Source organism: Acinetobacter sp. SAAs474, from assembly GCF_032823475.1.
Taxonomy (GTDB): domain Bacteria; phylum Pseudomonadota; class Gammaproteobacteria; order Pseudomonadales; family Moraxellaceae; genus Acinetobacter.
On the sequence record NZ_CP127915.1, the window covers coordinates 3,158,285 to 3,182,474 of the forward strand.

At 36.9% G+C, this 24,190-nt stretch carries 19 protein-coding genes and 1 riboswitch; of the genes, 9 read left to right on the forward strand and 10 right to left on the reverse strand.

The window, feature by feature from the left end; genetic code table 11:
* Positions 1–16 precede the first annotated feature (16 nt).
* Both QSG86_RS15835 and QSG86_RS15840 read left to right on the forward strand, forming a co-directional pair.
* Positions 17–853, forward strand: coding sequence for an NAD(P)-dependent oxidoreductase (locus QSG86_RS15835; protein ID WP_317032615.1), 837 nt, complete (start codon positions 17–19; stop codon positions 851–853).
* Positions 854–891: 38 nt separating this feature from the next.
* Positions 892–1,485, forward strand: coding sequence for a nitroreductase family protein (locus QSG86_RS15840; protein WP_317032373.1), 594 nt, complete (start codon positions 892–894; stop codon positions 1,483–1,485).
* Positions 1,486–1,635: 150 nt separating this feature from the next.
* Here QSG86_RS15840 and QSG86_RS15845 read toward each other — a convergent pair whose 3' ends face one another.
* The 3 genes from QSG86_RS15845 to QSG86_RS15855 are packed head-to-tail and all read right to left on the reverse strand — an operon-like array spanning position 1,636 to position 6,585.
* Positions 1,636–2,763 carry an ABC transporter permease gene (locus QSG86_RS15845; RefSeq protein ID WP_317032374.1) on the reverse strand — a complete coding sequence of 376 codons (1,128 nt, stop codon included), beginning with the start codon at positions 2,761–2,763 and terminating at the stop codon, positions 1,636–1,638.
* Between the two features lies 1 nt (position 2,764).
* Positions 2,765–5,530, reverse strand: a complete 2,766-nt coding sequence (rbbA, locus tag QSG86_RS15850) for a ribosome-associated ATPase/putative transporter RbbA (RefSeq protein ID WP_410487503.1) — start codon at positions 5,528–5,530, stop codon at positions 2,765–2,767.
* On the reverse strand, positions 5,524–6,585 hold the full coding sequence (locus tag QSG86_RS15855) for an HlyD family secretion protein (RefSeq protein WP_317032375.1): 1,062 nt from the start codon (positions 6,583–6,585) through the stop codon (positions 5,524–5,526). Before QSG86_RS15855 ends, rbbA begins: the two co-directional genes overlap by 7 nt.
* Positions 6,586–7,131: 546 nt before the next feature.
* On the opposite strand from QSG86_RS15855, the gene QSG86_RS15860 reads away from it, so the two are divergent.
* On the forward strand, positions 7,132–8,847 hold the full coding sequence (locus tag QSG86_RS15860; protein ID WP_317032376.1) for a proline--tRNA ligase: 1,716 nt from the start codon (positions 7,132–7,134) through the stop codon (positions 8,845–8,847).
* 82 nt (positions 8,848–8,929) lie between these two features.
* Here QSG86_RS15860 and dcd read toward each other — a convergent pair whose 3' ends face one another.
* The gene (gene dcd / locus QSG86_RS15865; RefSeq protein WP_120400892.1) at positions 8,930–9,499 is read right to left on the reverse strand and encodes a dCTP deaminase; all 570 of its coding nucleotides are present in this window, start codon (positions 9,497–9,499) and stop codon (positions 8,930–8,932) included.
* A gap of 152 nt (positions 9,500–9,651) precedes the next feature.
* Between dcd and QSG86_RS16705 the strand changes: the two genes are divergently transcribed.
* Complete coding sequence (locus tag QSG86_RS16705; RefSeq protein ID WP_410487504.1) at positions 9,652–9,840, forward strand: transposase; 189 nt, start codon at positions 9,652–9,654, stop codon at positions 9,838–9,840.
* Positions 9,841–9,942: 102 nt separating this feature from the next.
* Here QSG86_RS16705 and QSG86_RS15870 read toward each other — a convergent pair whose 3' ends face one another.
* The 3 genes from QSG86_RS15870 to QSG86_RS15880 all read right to left on the reverse strand — a co-directional run bounded on the left by QSG86_RS15870 (position 9,943) and on the right by QSG86_RS15880 (position 13,060).
* Positions 9,943–10,536 (reverse strand): LysE family translocator, encoded by a 594-nt coding sequence (locus QSG86_RS15870; protein WP_317032377.1) that lies wholly within the window; start codon positions 10,534–10,536, stop codon positions 9,943–9,945.
* A gap of 420 nt (positions 10,537–10,956) precedes the next feature.
* On the reverse strand, positions 10,957–12,201 hold the full coding sequence (gene apbC, locus QSG86_RS15875) for an iron-sulfur cluster carrier protein ApbC (protein ID WP_317032378.1): 1,245 nt from the start codon (positions 12,199–12,201) through the stop codon (positions 10,957–10,959).
* A gap of 409 nt (positions 12,202–12,610) precedes the next feature.
* The gene (locus QSG86_RS15880) at positions 12,611–13,060 is read right to left on the reverse strand and encodes a hypothetical protein (RefSeq protein WP_317032379.1); all 450 of its coding nucleotides are present in this window, start codon (positions 13,058–13,060) and stop codon (positions 12,611–12,613) included.
* A 348-nt stretch (positions 13,061–13,408) separates the two neighbouring features.
* Between QSG86_RS15880 and metG the strand changes: the two genes are divergently transcribed.
* The 5 genes from metG to gltS all read left to right on the forward strand — a co-directional run bounded on the left by metG (position 13,409) and on the right by gltS (position 20,667).
* Complete coding sequence (metG, locus tag QSG86_RS15885) at positions 13,409–15,457, forward strand: methionine--tRNA ligase (protein WP_317032380.1); 2,049 nt, start codon at positions 13,409–13,411, stop codon at positions 15,455–15,457.
* Between the two features lie 298 nt (positions 15,458–15,755).
* Entirely contained in the window at positions 15,756–16,451 is a 696-nt protein-coding gene (locus QSG86_RS15890) for a phosphatase PAP2 family protein (protein ID WP_317032381.1), read from the forward strand.
* Positions 16,452–16,674: 223 nt separating this feature from the next.
* Positions 16,675–17,478, forward strand: a complete 804-nt coding sequence (locus QSG86_RS15895; protein WP_317032382.1) for a serine/threonine protein kinase — start codon at positions 16,675–16,677, stop codon at positions 17,476–17,478.
* Between the two features lie 71 nt (positions 17,479–17,549).
* Positions 17,550–17,651: riboswitch (yybP-ykoY riboswitch) on the forward strand.
* An 89-nt stretch (positions 17,652–17,740) separates the two neighbouring features.
* Positions 17,741–18,751 (forward strand): sodium:calcium antiporter, encoded by a 1,011-nt coding sequence (locus QSG86_RS15900; RefSeq protein ID WP_317032383.1) that lies wholly within the window; start codon positions 17,741–17,743, stop codon positions 18,749–18,751.
* Positions 18,752–19,443: 692 nt separating this feature from the next.
* Complete coding sequence (gene gltS / locus QSG86_RS15905) at positions 19,444–20,667, forward strand: sodium/glutamate symporter (RefSeq protein ID WP_317032384.1); 1,224 nt, start codon at positions 19,444–19,446, stop codon at positions 20,665–20,667.
* A gap of 79 nt (positions 20,668–20,746) precedes the next feature.
* Here gltS and QSG86_RS15910 read toward each other — a convergent pair whose 3' ends face one another.
* The 3 genes from QSG86_RS15910 to QSG86_RS15920 form a co-directional block, all read right to left on the reverse strand.
* Positions 20,747–21,328: a DedA family protein gene (locus QSG86_RS15910; RefSeq protein WP_317032385.1), complete on the reverse strand. Its 582-nt coding sequence runs from the start codon at positions 21,326–21,328 to the stop codon at positions 20,747–20,749.
* 1,167 nt (positions 21,329–22,495) lie between these two features.
* Positions 22,496–23,575: a transposase gene (locus tag QSG86_RS15915; protein ID WP_317031280.1), complete on the reverse strand. Its 1,080-nt coding sequence runs from the start codon at positions 23,573–23,575 to the stop codon at positions 22,496–22,498.
* 122 nt (positions 23,576–23,697) lie between these two features.
* A complete protein-coding gene (locus QSG86_RS15920; RefSeq protein WP_317032386.1) occupies positions 23,698–24,186 on the reverse strand; it encodes a class I SAM-dependent methyltransferase in 489 nt (162 codons plus the stop codon).
* Positions 24,187–24,190: the final 4 nt, after the last annotated feature.

Below are 24,190 nucleotides of genomic sequence, written 5' to 3' on the forward strand. Positions count from 1 at the left end.
TATCGGTTTAGGTGCAATGGGATGGCATATGGCCGCTCACTTATCTCGACAAGAATATCCAGTTTGGGTATGGAATAGAACACAGCAGAAATCAGATCAACATGCAAAATGCTTTGGTACGATTGCCGTATCCATTCAACAAGCTGTACAAGCAGATTATATTTTTAGCTGCTTACCGACCAGTGCCGATATTGAAGCATTAATTATGCAATTTCCACCAAAGCCTGGCAGTATTTGGATTGACTGTACTAGCGGTGTGCCGGATTCAGCACAATATTTAAGTCAGTACTTAATAAAACAACACGTCTATTTTTTAGATGCACCCGTTTCTGGACAAACGATAGGGGCAAAAAATGGTGTATTAACGGTGATGGTCGGAGGAGATAAAACCGCTTTCCTTAAAGCCAAACCATTTATAGAAACTTTTTCTCAACTGATTGAATATGTAGGTGAAAGTGGTGCTGGATTTGCAGTTAAAGCCGTCAATAACACACTCATGGCAACACATTTATGGGCATTAGCAGAAGGCTTGCTGCTGTTAAAAGCAAAAAAGGTCAATATAAAGTCGGCATTACATTGCATTAACCATTCCAGTGGTCAAAGTAGTATTTCCACACATATTATGGCACAAAAAGTTTTAACCCGAAGTTTTCATAAAACTTTTGCTTTGAACTTACTACAGAAAGATATCGCTATTGCAATCGACTTATTAAAAAATCAACAGCTCAATCTTGCTTTATTGCAACACGTACAACAGCAATTTCAATGTATAACACCAGCAGATGCCATAGATATTGATTTTTCAGCAGTAGTACAGTCTTTAGAGCAGCAATATCAACTTGAGTTAAGTTAATCATTTAATCAAATTAAATCATCAAATCAGGAATTGCTATGACATTTTTAACTCAACTGGCCAAACGCCGCAGTATATATTGCATTGGCAACAATATTGATATGCATAATAATGATTTAGAGCATCTTATTCTACAAGCAATACGACTGAGCCCCTCTTCATTTAACTCTCAATCATCACGTGCAGTTATTTTATTTGATCAGTCACATCTCAAATTCTGGGACATGGTGTTTGATCGCTTAAGTCATATGATTCCTGCAGAAGCATTGCCACGTACAAAAAGCAAAATTGAATGCTTTAGCATGGGAAAAGGTACTGTTTTATTTTATGAAGACCAACATGTTATAAAACAACTTCAACAACAATATAGTAGCTATGCAGCGGGTTTCCCAATTTGGTCAGAACACTCTACTGCAATGGCACAATTTGCCGTTTGGCTGGCATTGACTGAACACAATATTGGTGCATCATTACAACATTACGGTATGCTGGTAGAACAACAGGTCAGTCAGGAATTTTCGATTCCTACCCATTGGTCGCTCAGTGCTCAACTGGTTTTTGGCTCTATCGAGGATGTGGCCAAGGAAAAGACATTTATAGATGATCATTTAAGGTTTAAAACCTTTGATTAGAAATACGAAAGCAAATATCATCTTTTAATAAAAATAAATGATGACCTGATCATTCAGTCTGTTGATGATATCGGTCATCAGCAGACTAAATTAAAATCCAACATCATTGTATATTGAGATAAAAAATGATTCTCTGAATCATCTTAGAGGCTATGCCATAGTGTGAATTGTCGCTTTAAAACGCTTTAATGAAATATAGAAAAATACGCTAGCAATCGCAATCAACCATAAAAATGAGGGCCATACCACATCAAAACCAGCATTACGATATAAAATTGCTTGTGCTAAAGATACAAAATGTGTGGTCGGTGCAATTAACATAATATCTTGTACTATTTGAGGCATACTCTCACGTGGTGTCGTCCCACCAGAAAGCATTTGTAATGGAATTAAAATGAGCATCATCAATAAGCCAAATTGTGGCATCGATTTAGAAATCGTTGCCATATAAATCCCCATAGAGGTCGTGGCAAACAAGGTTAATAATGCACCAAAGAAAAATAAATACAAATTACCTTCAATCGGTACATGTAATATATTTTCAACCACCAGCTTTAAACCCACAAAAGCGGCTAAAAGAACCACTAGACTCATGGATAAAACCTTAGAGAGCATAATTTCAAATACACTCACTGGCATCACCATTAAATGTTCAATGGTGCCATGTTCCCGTTCACGAATTAAAGCAGCTCCAGTTAAAATAATCGAAAGCATGGCAACATTATTAATAATTTGCATCACACTACCAAACCACATCGGATTAAGGGTTGGATTAAAACGTGCACGCAGCTCAAGCTCAACAGGTAGTGCAGTGATTGCACGATGACGAAGTTGATATTCATTTACTTCATCCTGAATAATTTGTTGGATATATCCAGCACCAGACATGGCTTGTGACATTCGAGTGGCATCGACATTAAGCTGAATAGCCACCTGATTACCGGCTAACACATCTTGTTGAAATCCGACTGGAATATTCACTGAAAAGGTAAATTCCCCTGCATCCATACCACTATCCATTTCATTTAATGCAGTCGTGGTCGACTTAAAATAAGGTGGGGTAAATGCAGCAGAAATACGTTCGGACAATGTTGAGTGATCTTCATCTACAAGTGCAATTGGTGCCATATTTAATGTGTCTGGCATGGCAGTTGCTGCGGTATATACTGAAACAGTAAAGGTATAAATAATTAACAGCAACATTACAGGATCACGCCATAAACTCCAGAGCTCCTTACAGCCAAGCTGATAGATATTCTGTACTTTTTGTTTGAACATCTTATGGCTCCTGTTTTTTAAGTAAAGCAATTGCCGCACACATCACGACAGGCACTGATACTGACATCATCCAGAAGGAATAACTTAAATCAGCAAAACCTAAGGCTTTATTAAATACACCTCGACTAATATTAATCATATGTGTTGCTGGATAAATCTCACCAAACCAACGCCCAAATCCTTCCAGTGATGATACTGGATTAATAATGCCAGCAAATTGCATAATCGGAACTAAGGTCGCAATCATCACTAGAAACATCGATGCAATTTGACTCTTGGTCACAGAAGATGCCAGTAAGCCCGTAGCTGTGGCAAACAAGCTAAACATCAATGCAGAAAAAGTCAGAGTTAAAAAGCTACCTTTTACAGGTACATCAAAGAGCACGATGATCATTAAACACATTAAGAAATAATTCAGCATCGCCAGCACGACATAGGGAATTTGTTTACCAATCAGAAATTCACTTCGTGTGACGGGTGTCACGTATAAGTTGACAATTGAACCCAATTCTTTTTCACGGACAACAGATAATGCTGTTAACATCGCTGGAATTAAAAGTAATAATAATGGGAAAATTGCTGGTGCCATTGCCGCTAAACTTTTAATGTCTGGATTATAACGATAACGTGTTTCTATATTCACATTTGCAGCGCTTGAATATCCCGTTTGTTCGAGTGCTTTTTGCATTAGCCAATAATGATGAATACCCTGTACATAGCCTTTAATGGTCTCTGCCCGCGATGGCATTGCACCATCAATCCACGCTGCAATTTTAACATTTTCGCCACGGGCAATATCCTGAGCAAAATTGGGCGGAATTTCAATCGCCAACGAAATATCACCATTACGCATGCGTTGATCAATTTCGGCATAGTTATGTAGTGGTGGCTTTTCGGTAAAATAACGTGATCCCGAAAGACTCATGGTATAGTTTTGACTTAATCCCGTTTGATCACGATCCAGTACAGCAAAACTAAGATCTTCGACATCCATGGTAATACCATAGCCCATCACAAATAGTAAAATAATCGAACCCAATAATGCCATCGTGGCACGAATCGGATCGCGTGCTAATTCTAGAGATTCTCGCCAAGCATAACTGGCCAGACGTAATAAACTAAATCGTGCCGGTTTCTCACTTCGCTTATCAAAGTCATTGGATGCAGACATATTTTGTTCAATCTCTGTCGCTTCATCTTGTGTACCTGCACCTGCATCAATTAAATAACCAATAAAGGCCTGTTCTAGGTTTTCTGCTTGACGACTGGCAATCAGTTGTGCAGGTGATGCACTATCAAGGACTTTGCCTGCATGCATCATCGACATACGATCACATCGCAATGCCTCATTCATAAAGTGAGTTGAAATAAAAATAGTGACACGATCTTCACGCGACAAATGGATTAAATGTCGCCAAAAATTATCGCGTGCAATTGGATCTACACCAGATGTAGGTTCATCTAAAATTAAGATTTCTGGGTTATGCACTAAAGCCACAGCTAAGGATAAACGCTGCCGTATACCGAGGGGTAAATCATCGGGTAATTTATCTTGTACATCCAATAAATCAAAGCGTTGTAACATCAATTGGACACGTGGCTGAATCTGTTCTGCTGGCACATGAAATAGCTTGGCATGTAAGACCAAGTTTTGCAAAATGGTTAATTCACTATAGAGTGAAAAGGCTTGTGACATATAACCTACACGGCGACGTGTTTCAATCTGATTTGCATCAACAGCTTGACCAAATAACCAAGCCTCGCCTTCAGAAGCTTCAAGTAAACCGGTTAACACTTTCATCGTGGTGGATTTACCACAACCATTTGAGCCCAAAAAACCAAAAATTTCACCAGGTTTAATTTTAAAATTAACATGATCAACAGCAGTAAAATCACCAAATTTAACCGTTAAATTTTTAGCTTCTAATGCATATTCATCCGAATCATCTTGTACTAATGGTGGAATTTCAACAGGCTGATAGCCTTGTTTTTTTTGTTCTGGTAATAGGCGAATAAAGGCTTGTTCTAAATTCTCACTCTGGGTCAGTGTTAGTAGTTCTTCTGGCGTACCTGTTTTTAAAATTTCGCCATCATCCATCATGGCTAACCAGTCAAATTGTTGTGCCTCATCCATATATGCTGTTGCCACAATGACACTCATATGTTGGCGAACTTTACGAATACGACGGATTAATTGCCAGAATTGTGCACGTGCCAATGGATCGACACCGGTTGTTGGCTCATCTAAAATAAGAAAGTCTGGATCATGAATCAGTGAACAACATAGACTCAGTTTTTGCTTCATTCCACCCGATAACTTACCTGCTGGGCGATCCAAAAAATCATACAAACCCGTACTTTTGGTCAACTCATCTATTCGTTTACGACGCTCTACGGCACTATGCCCAAATAAACGTGCAATAAATTGTAAATTTTCTTCTACTGAAAGTGTTTTATACAGATTTTTTCCTAAACCTTGCGGCATATATGCAATATAAGGACAGACACGACGGCGATGTACCTTATCAGCAATATCACCTCCCAGTACCCATAGTTGCCCTTCCTGTACTACTTTTGCACCAGATAAAAGTGCCAGCAAGCTTGATTTACCCACACCATCTGGGCCGATTAAACCAATCATGCAGCCTGCTGGAAGTGATAAAGATACATTATTTAATGCTATCGTTTTTCCATATTTCAGACCAACATTTTTAATCTCGGCAACCATCGGTTTTACTGTATTTTGTACCGATTGCTGTGTCATGATTTAACCTGATTCTGTAAAAAAGCGGGCCATTGTGCTTGTGGATCAATCTTGATATATGCCACACCGGGTAAACCAGTTTTAACTTGCTGAATATGATTTAATAATAACTGTGGATCAATTTTTGCTTTAACACGAAACATCAATTTTTGACGTTCGCTTTCTGTTTCTACCGATTTTGGTGTGAATTGTGCAGTATCTGCGACAAAAGAGACCTTAGCAGGAATGACCAGATTCTTGGCAGCATCGAGAACAATACGTACATCTGTACCAATAGCAACACGTCCAACTACGGTTTCTGGTAAAAAGAAAGTCATATAAACATCTGATAAATCAATTAGATTCATAACTCGACCGCCTGCAGCTACCATTTCTCCAGGCTGAGCAATACGAAATTGAACTCGTGCTTTTAACGGTGATTTTAACTGTGCATCATCTAAATCAAAGTTTATACGTTCAATACTGGCTTTAATCGCATCTTCTTGAGAATGGGCACTCAACACTTGACTACGTGCAGCCACAATCGCACCTTCAGCACTTTGTACTTGTGCTTGTGCAGCAGATAAAACAGCCATGGTACTTTGTACAGCAGCGCGCTCATCATCTAGCTGTTGCTTAGAAACAGCGCCATCTTGAGCTAAAATTTCTGAACGTGCTAAACGATTTTTTGAAGCCACCAATTCAGTTTCACGCTGTTTTACCGCAGCTTCTGCAGCTTTTTTTTCACTGATTCGCATCGCCACTTGCGCATTTGCGGTCGCAATCGCATTTTGAGCTTGTCGCTGCTGTGCTTCTAACTCTCGTAATTGGGCTTCTAAGCTTAAAACCTTAATCCGTGCTAAAACTTGACCAGGCTCAACAAAGTCCCCTTCTTTGACTAGAATTTCTTCAAGTTGTCCTGCAAGTTTACTTGAAATATTAATTTCTGTTGCTTCAATACGACCATTACCACTGACAATACCGTCCATATTGGGTTTGTTGATATTTTGCCAAATTAAATAAGCAACTACACCAATAATAACGATCACACCAATAATAGATAATTTTTTAATATTCATATGATTAATGACCACAAGTTATTGTAAAGTACTATTTTTTAAGTGCATTTTACTGTTTGTTATATCACCATAGCTTCAGTTATATACAGTGCACTAAATCACAACATATCAGCATTAAAACGATAGTGATTATGCCAAGTTAAAGCCATAAGCTGTGTTAAGCTATTTTTTATAAATCATGTTATAGATCATAATACTATTCAGATTTTATAAAAAAGAATATAACGGTACACAAAGCTATACAAATAAATTAATGTCACAATAAATATAATCAGTGTATAGACTAAATTGATGGTATATAAATGCACTATTTTCAAACAAAAGCTATGACACTATCTGGCCTAATGCTTGAGATTTTATATTCAGAAAAAAATAAGCTTAATTAGATATAAAATTCAAATATTTAAAATTATTTTTTAGCTTTATGGTATGACATTAATTTTGTAAAACCATCAATCAACTGAATATCCTTGAAGTTCGCTGCGGAAGCTGTTTTTTTTATTGTATAATCTCAACTTTAACGAAAAATTGATTAGGACAATTTCCATGCGCGCGAGTCGCTTTTTATTTGCAACATTAAGAGAAACCCCTAATGATGCTGAAGTTATCTCTCATCAGCTCATGTTACGTGCAGGGATGATTCGTAAATTGGCATCAGGTTTATATAGCTGGTTACCAATGGGTGTTCGCGTCTTAAACAAAGTGGAAGCGATTATTCGTGAAGAAATGGATCGTGCAGGTTCTTTACAAGTGCTTATGCCCGTGACACAACCAGCATCATTATGGCAAGAATCGGGACGTTACGTTCAATATGGTCCAGAATTATTACGTTTTAAAGATCGTCATAACAATGATTTTGTCCTTGGCCCGACACATGAAGAAGTGATTACAGACTTAGCACGTAATGAACTGAAAAGTTATAAACAATTACCTGCCAACTTTTATCAAGTACAAACCAAGTTCCGTGATGAAATTCGCCCACGTTTTGGTGTGATGCGTTCACGTGAATTTATTATGAAAGATGCCTATTCTTTCCATGTAGATCAAGCGTCCTTACAAGATACTTACGACACCATGTATGAAGCCTACTGTAAAATATTTACACGTCTTGGCCTAAACTTTCGTCCAGTACAAGCCGATACAGGTTCAATTGGTGGTTCTGGCTCACATGAATTCCATGTGTTGGCATCTAGTGGTGAAGACGATATCGCCTTTTCAACTGAGTCTGATTATGCAGCAAACGTTGAGATGGCTGAAGCAGTACTGAGTGGTGAACGTGCGGCACCAAGCCAAGCCTTACAAATTGTTGATACCCCTGATCAAAAAACTATTGCCAGTGTTTGTGCATTTTTACAAACAGATCCAGCACAATCAGTTAAAGCATTATTGGTACAAGGGGTAGCAGATCAATCAGGCCAGATTCCTGTCATTGCTTTATTCTTACGTGGTGACCATGAACTCAATGAAATTAAAGCCGAAAAACATCCTTTAATTGCTGCACCATTAACGTTCGCAACGGAAGAACAAATCGCAGCCTTAGACTTAACGGCTGGTTTCTGTGGTCCACAAGGTTTAGTCGAAAAAGGCCTAACGGTAATCGTCGATCGTGCAGCATCTGTACTTTCCGACTTTGTTGCGGGTGCCAACCAGTTGGACAAACATGCCATTGGTGTCAACTGGCAACGTGATGCCCAATTTACAGAGGTTTATGATCTACGCAATGTAGTCGAAGGTGATCCATCTCCAGATGGTCAAGGTACATTACAAATCAAACGTGGTATTGAAGTTGGTCATATTTTCCAATTAGGTCAAAAATACTCTGAAGCATTAGGTTGTAAAGTATTGGGGGAAGATGGTAAACCACTGGTCGTGACCATGGGCTGTTATGGAATTGGTGTTACTCGTGTAGTTGCAGCTGCAATTGAGCAAAACTATGATGAAAAAGGGATTATCTGGCCAATGGCTATCGCACCTTTTGAAATCGCAATTGTACCCATGAATGCACATAAATCACCGCGTACCTTAGAAGCTGCTGAAACACTTTATCAGGAACTGCAAGCTGCAGGTTATGATGTATTGCTTGATGATCGTAATGAGCGTCCGGGAGTCAAATTTTCTGACCTTGAATTAACTGGTATTCCACACCGTATTGTAATTGGTGAAAAAGGTTTAGATGCCGGTACATTTGAATACAAAGGTCGTACTGATGCTGAATCGGTACAATTAACGCCAGCTGAGTTATGGGCAAAACTTGCTTCATAAAAACACTGCGCAATAAAAAAATCCCGCTTCAGTTGATGCGGGATTTTTTTATTGCGCTATTGGCGTGATATACCTGAATCATTTAAGCTTTAGGTAAGGTCACTCCAGTTTGGCCTTGGTACTTACCACCACGATCTTTATATGAAGTTTCACATACTTCATCTGATTCAAAGAATAGCATTTGTGCTACGCCTTCACCTGCATAAATACGTGCAGGTAAATTGGTGGTATTTGAGAATTCCAAGGTCACATGACCTTCCCATTCAGGTTCTAGCGGAGTCACATTGACGATAATTCCACAACGTGCATAAGTTGATTTACCTAAACACACAGTTAAAACATTGCGTGGAATACGGAAATATTCAACAGTGCGTGCTAAAGCAAATGAATTGGGAGGAATAATACAAACATCAGATTCAATATCGATAAAGCTTTTATCATCAAAGTTCTTTGGATCGACGATTGCAGAGTGAACATTGGTGAATACTTTAAATTCACGTGCACAGCGCACATCATAACCATAACTAGACACACCATAAGAGATGAGCTTTTGACCATTTTCATCTAAACGGACTTGGTTTTCTGCATACGGTTCAATCATGCCGTGTTTTTCGCTCATTTCACGAATCCAGCGATCAGATTTAATTGCCATTCAGTTCTGCCCAAATAATGCTAAAGAATTTACTGCGCTGTACTTTAACTTAAATCCAGCTTAATGAAAATAAGCTAGCGCATTTCAATCGAATTCAATCATTACAATGCCAATATTGTCGCGTCAACGGTAAAGCTGATCATGTTCATTTCCTGCTTGAAATGTATCCTCGTATCATGCTGTGTAAATTTATCAATAATCTAACAACAGTATTGTGCCGCTTGATACCAAAAGCGTTTTCTAAACATTTACAAAAATATGATGGGACGCTTGTTGTTTGGATAAGAGCTTATTGTGGATTAACAACTGGTGACACAACGATTGATACGATCAGACAATAATGGAGCAATATTAACAATAAAAATAGACCTGACGCCTTATCAGGTCGACTAGCGATCTCCACCTCAATTCAAGATTATCGGTGGAGAATTTATCCCATAGAATCAAAGATGCAATAGTGCTGAATAACTCAATGGAATTGAAAAGCTAAATAAAATCAATGATGCGGTTTTTTGTAAATTGGTTTGATTTAACCAACGAATTTTATTTGAAGCTAAAAATGCGCCAATACAAGTCCAAAAGAATGCAATCGGAACAATCAGAATCAAAAAAATCAACATATGTGCAACATAATAGTGGGTATTTTTCCATGCAATCACTGGGAAAACTGCCGATGCAAATAATAAAGCCTTAGGATTTAATAAGGTTGCAACAAAAAGTTCGCGTGCACGAATGGTCGGTTGTGAAAAATTCACTTCGATATTGGCCGTACGCCATAATTTAATCGCAAGAAAAATCATATAACTTGCACTAAATAATTTTAAGATCGTGGGTAATAAAGGAATATAAACGGCAACTTTGCCAATCATAAATCCCCATAAAGTAATGGCGATTAAATAACCGAAAGCCTCAGCAGGAATAAGTCGAAATGACTGACGTACACCCACTTGAATACCAGAAGATGCAAGTAATGTATTTGTCGGGCCTGGTGTCAACAGAATCGAAACCACTAAACCAATAAATAACAATGTAATCATGCATTAAGACCTTTATTTGTACATCAATAGCATAAGAGCGATTTCAAGAATTTAGCAAAATAAAAATTGTAAGCGGAAATATAAAATTTAGGAATACAAACCATATATTTAATATTTTTCAAAAACTTACATATAACTTATTCCCTCAATAGCTCATTATGATCGAACCAGTCATTAAAAATAAATTGTGATAATCGTCAACTTTTATTTTCTATTTTGATTATATCATAATCATATAATTTACATGGATTAATTATGCATTCAAGCGCTGAAACCATAGCGTATGCAGCCTCATATTCAGCTCATCCATCAGGATAGATAGCAAAAAAGCAGGATTGATCATTGATTTATACACAGTCATCTTGTGTCATCATCGGCCTCAACCACGGGGATCAGTAGCAAGATCCCCGTGACTTAAATCTAAAAAATACGTGATTTATCTTTTTCTACTTTAGGTAGTTTATCCAAAATTTTCTCGGCAATATTCATATAACTTTCTGCTGCATCATCTTGCGCAATGACAGAAGGTGTTCCAGCATCACTATTGGCACGAATTTGAGCATTTAAAGGTAAACGCCCCAGTAATGGAATTTCATATTGTGCAGCAAGCTTATCACCACCGCCTGTGCCAAAAATTTGCTCTTCATAACCACAATTAGAACAAATATGCGTCGACATATTTTCAATCACTCCCATGACTGGAATATCAACTCGCTTAAACAGCTCAATCCCTTTGGTGGCATCTAATAAGGCTACATTTTGTGGCGTGGTCACAATCACCGCTGCAGTCACTGGAATACGCTGTGCCAATGTTAACTGTATATCTCCTGTACCTGGTGGCATATCAATCATCAATACATCTAAGTCTGGCCACAATGTTTGGTTGAATAACTGCATCAATGCACCTGTTGCCTTCGGTCCACGCCAAGCCACGGGCGTATTGTTATCACCCGTCAAATGTCCAATGGATAATACAGCTAGGCCATGAGCGTCAAGCGGTACAAAATGTTCAGCTTCAATCATTGGTGTAGCACCGGCATTACCTAACATGGTCGGAATACTTGGACCATAAATATCTGCATCCAATACACCGACTTTAAGGCCTAATTTTTGCAATGCTAATGCAAGATTCACTGTTGTCGTCGATTTACCAACACCGCCTTTACCAGAAGAAACCAAGATCACGTGCTGAATACGTGGATGTTTGGCCACATCACGTTGTTGAGGAGCTGCCTTTTGAATGGGCGGATTATTCGGATCAGCCTCGGTCGCTAAAGACGAGGTTTTTGAGGTTTCTGCTGCATCTACAATAGGAGGTAACTGCTGTGAATGTGTGGCTGTTTGACTAGAGCAACTATGCTGCTCAGTGGTTTTTGGCTGAGTACTTTTTTGTTGGATCACATGCATATTTAATTCAGTAATCCCTGCTTTTTCTAATGCATCCGCCAAATCGTCATGAATTTTTTGTAAAAGTTCTGCTTCTGAAGCAAAGGTATTGATTGTAATTTGTAAAGTCTGCCCTTGTATATTGACTTGGCTAATACGATCCTTTAGTGCTTCATGAGAATTCGGCAAAATATAACATTGTAGTACATTTTGGATTTCTTCTTCATTGACTTCTTTAGAGGGAGAAAAGACCGATTTAAGGGAAGAAAGCCATGACATACTTTTACTCCAAGTCTGGAAAGACAATACAATGTAAAGATTATAGTTTAACGACTATTGACCCGAAGGTTAAGTCAACTTTATCAAAGTAAGTCGAATTCATAGTAAAATCGTTGGTTTTTAGCTCGCCACACGGCTTGATCGAATCCAGCAATGCTGATTTTTGGTGATCATGCTGCTATACTTTTGAACGTCATAAAAAATTATATTTATTTTTCATATCATTTAGACCGGTTGTTTAGACCCACGCCTTATCAAGACATAAGACGTGGTTTGATGCTCAATTTATATTATATAGTCATCACCCAATCTTTTGATGATGAAACCAATTGCTAGGTTATATAGCATATTTGGCATAGCGATCATATTTAACTGTGCTTGCTGACCATATTCGTATCAGAGATCAAGGTTATTTTTTAAATTTACTCAATGTCTCTGATGCTTTTTTCTTGAGTTCATCTAATTTTTCGTTGGCTTGCTGTTTTAAGTCATCTAACTTTTCTACTGCATCACTTTTAAGCGCACTGGCCTTGAGTTTAGCCTCTTCTAGTTTATGACTAGCTTCCGCTTTTAATGTATCTAATTTTTCTTGTACATTTGCCTGTGCTTCTGTTGTTTTATTTTTAAGTGTATCTATTTTTTCATCGATACACGCTTGATGATCTTGATGTGTTTCCTTGGCCTCTTTTTTAAGATCATGCAACTTTTTCTCACCTTGCAATTGTACTTCTTTCGCAGAATTTTGCACATCATCAACCATTTTTTCGCCTTTTATCTTGATTTCTTTGGTTTTAAGCTTGATATCTTCATTTAAATCCGCAGCTTTATCTTTTAAATGATCTAGATGATCGTCTTTCATGATAGTCCTCTCTTAATCGTTTTAAATCGTGGTCTATAGTTATACAAACAAATGGAACTTAATTAAAATCTTGACTGCAATTTGAAACAAATCAGCTACATGTTTTTAACTGATCTATCAATCTGGTACTAAAGTATCATCTCAACCACACGGTCAACGTCATGATCGCTCAAAAACATTAACCCAAAACTCAAGTAATTAATTTAATTGATTTTTTTAAAATAAAATAAAAAACATATAAAAAAACTCAATATTTGAATAGATTTCACTTATTCCATTATGCAACTCAGTACTATCTAAGGTAAAATCGGCTCACTTACATAAAATACGAATGAGAGAGTTATATCCGTGCGTAATATTTTAGTCACTAACGCCCTTCCATACGCCAATGGTCCTATCCATATGGGTCACCTACTCGGTTATATCCAAGCTGATATTTGGGTTCGTGCCATGCGTGCAATGGGCCATAATGTGACTTATGTCTGTGCGGACGATGCTCATGGTACAGCAATCATGTTGCGTGCTGAAGCCAATGGCATTACACCTGAACAGCAAATTGCCAATGTACAACAAGAACATATGCGTGATTTCAAGGGTTTTGCTGTTGATTTCGATCATTATGACTCAACCAATAGTGCAGAAAACAAAGCACGTTCAGAAGAAATTTATCTTAAAAACCGTGAGGCAGGTCATATTGCAATTCGACCAGTAACACAATTATTTGATCCTGAAAAAGGTATGTTTTTATCAGATCGCTTTATTAAAGGCACTTGTCCAAAATGCAAGGCCGAAGATCAGTATGGCGATTCTTGTGAAGTCTGCGGCACGACCTACAATGCTACGGAGCTTCTCAATCCTAAATCAACGCTCAGCGGTGCGGTACCGATAGAAAAGTCTTCGGATCATTATTTCTTTAAATTACCTAATTTTGCTGAATATTTACAACAATGGACACGTGATTCAGGTCGTCTGCCAGTTTCTATCGCCAATAAACTTGATGAGTGGTTTGAAAATGGTCTGAATGATTGGGATATTTCACGTGATGCGCCTTATTTTGGTTTTGAAATCCCAGATGCACCGAATAAATACTTCTATGTCTGGGTAGATGCACCTATCGGCTATATGTCGAGTTTTGAAAACTACATTAAAACTCAACGTCCAGACTTAGATTTTGATGACTACTGGAAAGAAGATTCAAAAAATGAGGTATACCACTTTATTGGTAAAGATATTGTTTACTTCCATGCTTTGTTCTGGCCAGCAATGCTAAAAGGTGCAAATTACCGTACACCGACAGGTTTATTTGTAAATGGATTTTTGACTGTAAATGGTCAAAAAATGTCAAAATCACGTGGTACCTTTATTAAGGCTGAAACATATCTACAGCATTTGAATCCTGAGTATTTACGTTATTATTTTGCCTCTAAACTTTCCGATAAAGTTGAAGATTCTGATTTAAATCTAGATGATTTTGTACAAAAAGTAAACTCAGATCTAGTAGGTAAAGTTGTTAATATTGCCAGTCGCTGTGCAAAATTCATTAATAGCAAATTTGACAATAAACTGAGCGCTCAATGTGCTGAACCTGAACTGGTACAAAGTTTTATTGATGCTGGTAACTCGATTGCACAAGCATATGAAGCACGTGAATTTTCTACCGCGATTCGCGAAATTATGACTTTAGCTGACAAAGCGAATCAATATATTGATGAGAAAAAACCATGGGCGTTGGCTAAAGTCGCAGGCGAAGAACAACAGGTTCATGATGTCTGTTCAGTGGGGATTAATTTATTCCGTCAGTTGGCTGTCTACCTCGCACCGGTATTACCACATTTGGCGAATCAGGTACAACAGTTCTTAAAACTTGATCATTTTGATTTTTCTTCTCGTCAAAATATCTTATTAGGCCATGAAATTGCAGTCTTTCAGGCATTAATGCAACGTGTAGATCCAAAAGCTGTTGCAGCTATGGTCGATGCATCCAAAGAATCATTAAGCATTAAAGCCACTGAACCGGTAAAAGCCGACATCAAAAAAACTGTAAAAACAGCAATACCAACAGCAGATAAAGCAACGATTAGTATTGATGATGTCGTGAAATTAGACCTCCGTGTTGCTAAAGTATTGGATGCAAATATTGTTGAAGGTTCAGATAAATTATTGCGACTTAGCTTAGATGTTGGTGAAGCCGAACCTCGCCAAGTCTTTAGCGGTATTCGTAGTGCTTATCATCCTGATGATTTAAAAGACAAACTGGTCGTATTAGTGGCCAACTTAGCACCACGAAAAATGCGTTTTGGTATTTCTAACGGCATGGTCTTAGCTGCTGGTCAAGGTGAAAATATTTTTATTATCTCTCCTGACAGTGGTGCTCAACCAGGTGATCAGGTCTCTTAAGTGTGCATCTAAGCATATAAAGACTCAGTCTAACCACAAATATTCACTGTAAAATATCCATCAGCACCCTGTAATTTACATCAATTACAGGGTGCTTTTTGATGATCAATCCTATGGCTATATTATCTTTTCAATTGACTCTTCTCAGCATCGCTGATTTAGCAAAACCCTGATCATGGGATCTGTTTTCTCATCTATAGCCACTTACGACCATTTGCGCTCAGGTCTCGATATTTTAAGTCTATCTTAAGTTTAAACTGCTTCAATATAAAAAATTGATCTTTGCTACAAGCTTGATATGCCACAATACGCCAAATTTTCATTACAACAATTGATGATTTTAATGCTGAGTTTTTTAATCCTGATAATCTTTTTTCCAATTGCAGGAAGTATTGACTTAGCACTGATTCATCCTTGGATAGGTTCTCACGGAGAATTTTATTTAAAAAATAACTGGTATCTGGACCAATTAGCACATCAAGATTTAAAACATGTCATTATTGGCTTTTATAGTATTTTATTTATACTTTGGTTATTGTCGTTTAAATTAAACAGACTCAAACCAAAGCGTTATGCATTTGGCTATTTCTTTTTTGTTTCAATGCTCTGTACCATTGCCATTGGTATTTTAAAAGCACATTCATCCCATGGCTGTCCTTGGGATATGACCAGCCCCTCACCCTCGGGTTTTATCTGGGATTTCGTTGTGCAAAATGGACATTGTTTTCCGGGTGGCCATGCTTCTTGTGGTTTTGCATTGATGACTGGATACTTTGTCTATAGACAGCATCAACCTCGCTATGCTTATTTTTACCTGTTGATTGGTTTTATTTTAGGTTTTGCTATGGGTTGGACACAAATGATGAGAGGTGCTCACTTTTTAAGTCATAATTTATGGACATTATGGATTATCTGGTTAATTAATGTGGTGGTCTATTATATAACTCAGTCATTTTATCTAAGACGTCACCATTTACAAATAGCAGTCAAATAAGTAATGAAAAATTTGATCTTATCATTATCAACATTAGATAAGACTCTGCTAATATGATACTGTGATCGCAAACAAAGATGACCATCCACATCAAAACTGAGTGCTAATACCTGATGAATCAACCCCTATTCATCAGCTTTGATCAAGCCAATAGCTATTATGATAACATTTCATCGCAGAGTAGATTAAGATAGAACTAATTTTTTAGCCTAAAATCTATATTATGTCGCAATATTCTAATTTTATAGAACAAATGAGTCTTGAGCAGCAAAGTTCTATTCAATCTTATGAACTACAGAATCAAAAAGTTTGGTTAAAAAAAGCATCTCCTCGTCACGCAACATGGATTTATTTACCTCTCCATTGGATTTCTAAGTGCTTGGGTTTAAATATGTTTGCCCCTGTACCTAATTATGGTGGAAAACAGGCAATTGATTGTGAAGTTAAACGTATTCAACAATTACATCGGCTTGGCATTCAGGTACCAGAAATTTTAGCGTATAACGATAGTGCCGTGTTACTTAAAGATGCAGCTCAAGCAGGACAACAGATCGAACAATTAGAATACGCACTCAAAAAATCACAACCTTCAGCTTCACGTTTATCTTTATATGCTGATGCTATTTGCGCTATACAACATATTCATGACTTAGACTGCTATTTAAGTGAAGCCTTTGCTCGTAATATTTTAGTGGATAATCAACATCAATTTACCTATATTGACTTTGAAACAGATCCCAAACAGCGACTCAGTTTACAGGATTGTCAAACACGTGATTGGTTGTTTTTTATGTTTTCAACTGCCTGTCATTTTAATGAAGATGAAATTCAATCTGCCAGCACATTACTCATCGAAAATATATCAAAAAATAAAGCAATTTATCATGATATTTGTCGGGTTGGGCGAAAATTACAATGGATTTTAAAATTAAAACTTGAAAAATTAGGAGGAGATGGCCGTCGCTTACGTAAAGGACTTTTGTTACTTCAATTAATCAATCAGAAAAATAACAGGGTTAAAAATTAAAATTAGTTTAATTTTTCTAATGAAAAGTTACATAAACTTGATATCTAAGTCATACAGCCCATGTTAATATATAGCCTCACTTTGGGGAGTAGCTATTCCTGTTTAATCAGGAAGAACATGTCAACATACTTGAGTTCTTACTCATGGCATGTTCAGCGAATATTCAGATCGCTCAGCAAGACCATTGACCATAGCATGCTTTTTACCAAGCAAGTATTGCTGTGCGTCATTGGAAATACTTGCTTGGTATGCGTATCAGATTATGCTTTTATCTCTTTTATTATTTTTGATCTCTGCCATTGTTATTTACCTCTCTTGTGAATACTTCGTTAATAGTATTGAATGGCTAGGACAACGCCTTAATTTGGGACGCACGGCTGTCGGTTCTGTACTGGCGGCCTTTGGTACTGCGTTACCTGAATGTGCCGTTACTTTTACCGCTGTTGTTATAGGTAATACACCTGAAAGCAAAGACTTAGGTGTCGGCGCTGCAATGGGAGGGCCTTTGGTACTGGCAACGCTGGCTTATGCGATTGTCGGAGGTGCACATTTTTTCCATCGCCGAAAACAAGGCCATCATCACTTTATTATTCAGGCCAATAGTCAAGCTCTCGCAAAAGATCAGCTTAGTTTTCTGGCGATATTTATTGTTAAAGTCGGTTTAGGTTTAATTGCTTTTAGCTTTAAACCTTGGTTGGGTATTCTATTTCTGGTTGCTTACGCAGTTTATGTTTGGCGTGAAATCCAAAATAGCCGTGATGAGGATCATGATCAAGAGGAACAATTAGAGCCTCTCAAATTACAACCTCATAGTAATCAGCCCAGTCAATGGATGATTATCTTGCAAGTTATAATTTCATTGATTTGTATTGCAGGCGCAACACATCTCTTTATTGCACAACTAGAAAATCTCAGTATTTTATTGGCTATTCCACCTCATCTGGTTGCTTTATTGCTCAGTCCAGTTGCCACGGAATTACCTGAAATTATGAATGCACTCATTTGGGTACGCCAAGGTAAAGAACGCTTAGCATTGGCCAATATTTCAGGTGCAATGATGATTCAAGCAACCTTACCAAGTGCTTTAGGCATTTTCTTTACCCCATGGTTATTTGATGGTGTACTTTTAACTTCAGGTATTATCACCGCCTTGGCGATTGTCTATTTACTGATTGTATTTCAATCGCAAAAAGTGGATAGCCGTCTACTGATTTTTAGCAGTGGTTTTTATTTCATATTTATTGCGCTATTAATGGGTTATTTTCACATCTAAATCGTCATCATGAAAGTAGGCTATTCAAACTGTATTACTCCATTATTTTAGAACATGCTTAAACATAAAGATGTATGTAAAATCGACTTTTTATATACATCTTTCATGAATCATGACGCATCTTTTCATTGTATTCATGATTGATCACATCAGGATACTTAAAAAGCAGATGTAAACTTTTTAGCATCAATATCATCATGTTTTTATATCATTTTTATGTCTATTATCTTACTTATTAACTCAAATAATGAATAAGAATTATTCTTTAAAATCACAATATAAATCTAATTTTATGATTAATTTTTAGTGTGATCCAATCAAGTTAAAGAGCTTTTTTATTCTCGTAATGAAACATCAGTTTTAAGATCGTTACCCGCATTTTTTTTAGCAGAATTCGAGTGAATTAAAGTCATAAAACCATCTCATTATAATTAATGTATCCACACTCATCATCATGATAATCATTACTGTAATATTAAATTTAATTCGCCACTTAATCAGCAGTCAATCATTATCATTTTTCATGATCAAAATTTGCTTTAATCAATGTAATCTAAGCTAGAATAGCTCAATAAGACGCTTATCATGCGAATAAGATTCTACAATCCATGGTCATGTTATGACGGATAATGAAGTACTAAAAATACGTCTGACAGAAGCAATAATTTATATAAAAAATTGATGAATTATATATGAACTATCAACTTGATCCATTTCTGACTATCGTGATTGCTGTACTGGTTCTTTTGGTTGGCTATGCCTGTGTCAACAGCATCCCTATTTTAAAAAAATATAATATTCCGGAGCCTGTTGCTGGTGGTCTTATTGCGGCAATCATCACCTATATTTTATTTAAAAACTTTAATATCACCATAAATTTTGATCATACAGTTCAACAAATTTTTATGCTGATCTTCTTTACTTCAATTGGCCTTAGCGCTAGCTTAGCTAAACTGAAAGAAGGAGGAAAAGCGCTTCTGCTATTTTTAGCCTGTGTATTTATCTACATTATCATCCAAAACGTGGTGGGTATCAGTTTAGCAACAGCTTTAGGTTTAGATCCATTGATTGGCTTAATTACCGGATCAGTCACACTCACAGGCGGTCATGGTACTGCTGGTGCTTGGGGATCTGTCTTTGAACAACAGCACGGTATCCAAGGTGCGATTGTCCTTGGGATGGCAAGTGCAACATTTGGTTTAGTGATTGGCGGAATGATGGGAGGTCCTATCGCGAAGTTCTTGATTCGTCGTTTTCAACTGGCTGAAATCATCGTAACATCAGATGATCGTCATGAAGTCCCGCCTATTGCCGAAACGGCACCATTTGAATACCCAGAAAAAACACGTTTAATTACTGCAGATGATGCCGTTAAAACATTAGGCATGTTTTCAATTTGTATTAGTTTTGCCTATTTTATGACTGACACAGCAAAAGACCAATGGTTTGAATTACCTACTTTTGTCTGGGCATTGGCTTTTGGAGTTGTATTACGTAATACATTAGAGCATCTATTTAAAGTTGAAATTTTTGATCGTTGTATTGATGTTTTTGGTAATGCCTCATTGTCATTTTTTTTAGCCATGGCACTGATGTCTTTACAACTATGGCTACTTGGCGGTTTGGCAGGACCTTTGGCAATTATCTTAATCGCACAAGTTTTGGTGTTGGTGCTGTATTTATATTTTGTCACTTTTCGTGTGATGGGGAAAAGTTATGATGCCGCGGTACTGTGCGCTGGACAATGTGGAGTAAGTCTTGGTGCAACACCAACAGCGATTGCCAACATTCAAGCAGTGACCAATAGTTATGGTCCATCACATAAAGCCTTTTTGATTATTCCTTTAACGGGTGCGTTCTTTGTCGATATTGTCAATGCATTAATCATTCAAATAACAATTGCATTAATGGGTTAAATAGCAAGGTCTTACGGTAATCATCGAATAATATCACATGATTTCTTCAGCGAAGCATGGCTTCTGTTCAAGCTGTCGATTACTTTTCTTTAGTTTTACCACGACAAATATAGCTATAAACAATACCAATAATGGCTAAACATATGATGACTGCAGCTGTAACAAGCATTAACTTTTCATCATGATGTAACAGCTTGTCCCAAAATTGATGTAACCAATGTGCAACTTGTAAACCCACACTGACTACAATAAAAGCCCATAGAAAAGAAGCGACAATATTAATACTGACATAATGCCATAATGAATATTTTTTAATACCAAAACTAATCGGGATTACCGTTCTCAGTCCCCACGCAAAACGCATAAATAAAATACTGAGTGTAGGATAGGCCTCAATCCACTGGCTGGCTTGATGAAATCTTTTGGCCAGTTTAGGGCGACGGTGAATAAAATCATAGCCAAATTTAGCACCAATTTGATAATAAAACTGATCGCCAATAAAACCACCTAATGTGGCTGCAAAAATTAAAAACCAAAAATTAAAAATATTTTGTTGAACTGCATATGCGCCCAGTAATAAAATTGTTTCGCCTTCAAAAAATGTACCCACAATGATTGCATAATAACCATAATTTTGTAATAAATTTGCCCAATCAATCATGAGAATCTCTTCTTATCACCATTTACTCAGTATTGAAGTCGTTCGACTTTCATCCATTGGTTATTTAGTCATCCATCTTATATCAATGCAAATGCACATCACTCAGGCTGAATTTATACTCAACTCAATAAAACAATTTAACATATTACAGCACATTAAATGCAAGATATTCGCTGTGATTATATTGCAGTAAAAAAAATCAGTTTTTCAAGTTGAGTTATTGTAGATCAGTAATAGCAATTAAAAATCATCACCTTGATTTCATTTTGATCTTAACAGATATTGTTTTAAAGTAGATATTGTTCGCAAAAGAGATACTGAAAAATATGTTCTATTTATTCTTTATATTAAATATCAGCATAAAATTATCTACCTAATCTGATTAGATCTCCAGTATGATCTATGCTGAAAATAAATACAGGCCATCTCGCCAGAATCAAAGATAAAAAAGACAAACATTATTTACTTTAATGTGTGTTATCTAGCGTCTTTTCGAACTATAAATAGGCTATGAATTATTCATAAAAAAAGCAAAGATGGCTATTTAAAAATAACGAATACCTAGCATTCAATGATAGTAATATAAGCAAAAATAAAGAATGAGAGCAGATCAATCACAACTCCCATTTTTAATTTCATTTTAATAAAGATTTAATACTATAGTTAAAAATCTATCCAAAATGACCTTTTAAATTATGGAGACCACATTGGGTTACGACGATCTGTGCCCTGAGGACCTTTACCAATTGGTGCACAGGCAACTAAGTCAGCGTTTGCTTCAATTTCTTCAGTTTGAGTACCATTTTGTATGGTCGCAATAGAGAGCTATTCACTGAAGTTAAGCAGTTGAAATCTTCTAAAATTAACATCATCTACCTTATACAAAATTTGAAAAATATTATGATCTTTATGATGATTAAAGACATCTAAAAATTTCATATCATCACCATGATATCAATCAATATTAAGTAGGCGATCTATCAAGAAAATCTTAAAGATAGGCTCTAAAACTCCATAATTAATCCTTCATCAATCGCCTCAAATATTCAACAGATATCAACAATGATTATTTTAATACTTGAATAGCGAACTGAATCACATGACACTGACCAGAATGTAATTTTCCCTCGTAACGTACTTGTTCACCCACTTGACATCCTCTCCGACCTAAAGGACGGAGATTCCTACAGCTAGACGCTCATGTCCTGAGAAACACTGTTTCGTAAGAAGTATGTTTTTTGCGGAGTTTAAATCACGTTGATTTATACTACCGCATTCACATTTCCATACTCTTATTCCAAGATCCGCCCTACCTTTCGGACTATTGCTAGATATTTTCTGACAGCACGAACAAATCTGGGTTGTGAAACTTTCGTTTACTTCTTCAAACAATACTCCCGCGTTCTCGCATTTATACTTGAGCATTGTTTTAAATGCTGAAAACCCTGTATCTAAAACAGATTTAGCCATTTTAGTTTTTACAAGTTTTTTAGCACTCAAATTACCAACAACAATCATTGCATTTTCTTTAACAAGCTTAGTGCTTGCCTTATGCAAGTAATCTTGACGGCTGTTTTTAATCTTTGCATGTATCGCACGTACACGGCGTTTATTCTTTGCCCGTTGTGCAATCCCTAGTTTTTGCTCATATTGACGATAATATTTAGGATTACTAATTATCGTACCGTCCGAGCATGTAGCAACATCCTTTAAGCCTAGATCAATACCAATTGATTTAGTTGCAGTTGCACTTGGTTTATCTTGTTTAGGTGAGTCAACAACAAGGCACACGTACCAACGCCCACGGCTATCTTCTACAAACGATCCGGTTTTAACTGTGTACTTACTTAATCCGTAGCTATCCCATAGTTTGAATTGAGTTTTACCATATTGAACAAAACCATCGGCATATCGAATAGCGGACTTTTTAAAAGGTATCCATCCTAAAGAACGTCTAGCCGATTTTTTATTACTAACACGCCAATTTAATTTAGCTTTTTTAAATTGTTTACGGCGTATAACTAATTCTTCTGTAACAGCTTGCACTGTTTGACTATGAAGATTGCATTCTTTTGATGTACCTTTTGTGTACTTAGCAATATCGTATGCAGAAAGAAACTCACCTTTTCTTTTTAAATGCTTAAAACTCAAATCATTTACATAATTCCAGACAAAATTAACCTCTAACGCTAATTGATTAAGCGCCTTAACGTGTTTGTCTTTTATGCGTATTTTAAGAGTTTTCATAGCTTAATTATAGTACAAAGAAAATACGCACAGCGTTGTAAGTCGAGGCTATGCGTCATAAGGTGTCGTATGGCTTAACGCCACTCGCTTATATCTCCGTCTTAAAAGACGAGGTTTTACGCTCAATGTGATAAATATTCAATATTACGCGGGCCGCCTGTCGCATATTTGATTTGTTCCATAGAATACAGCTCACCAATAAACCATCCACCCGATTGTAGGGATTGCCGAATACCCTGTAGTACTTGTTGTTGGGTATGCTGATCAAAATGGCCGAAAACACAAATTACATTTTGATAAGCTTGATTGGGCCATATCACTTCTGTTAAATCAACCTGACGTAATGTTAACTTAAGATCAATTGCTTGTGCTTTTGCGGCCAAAGATTGTAAAGCAACTTCAGCATAATCCCAGACTTCTGCTGAAAATTCAGTATTATGCTGGCGAGCCTGTTGTGCCAAATATAAAATATTGCGCCCTTCACCTTCAGCAATCGCCAGTGTATTGCCTTGGATAGGAATGGTTTGTGCAATTTCCTGAATAAACTGATTCGCTGCTGTGCCATACAAATCTTGAGTTTGACGGTATAACCTATCCCAATCTTGACGCATTGAT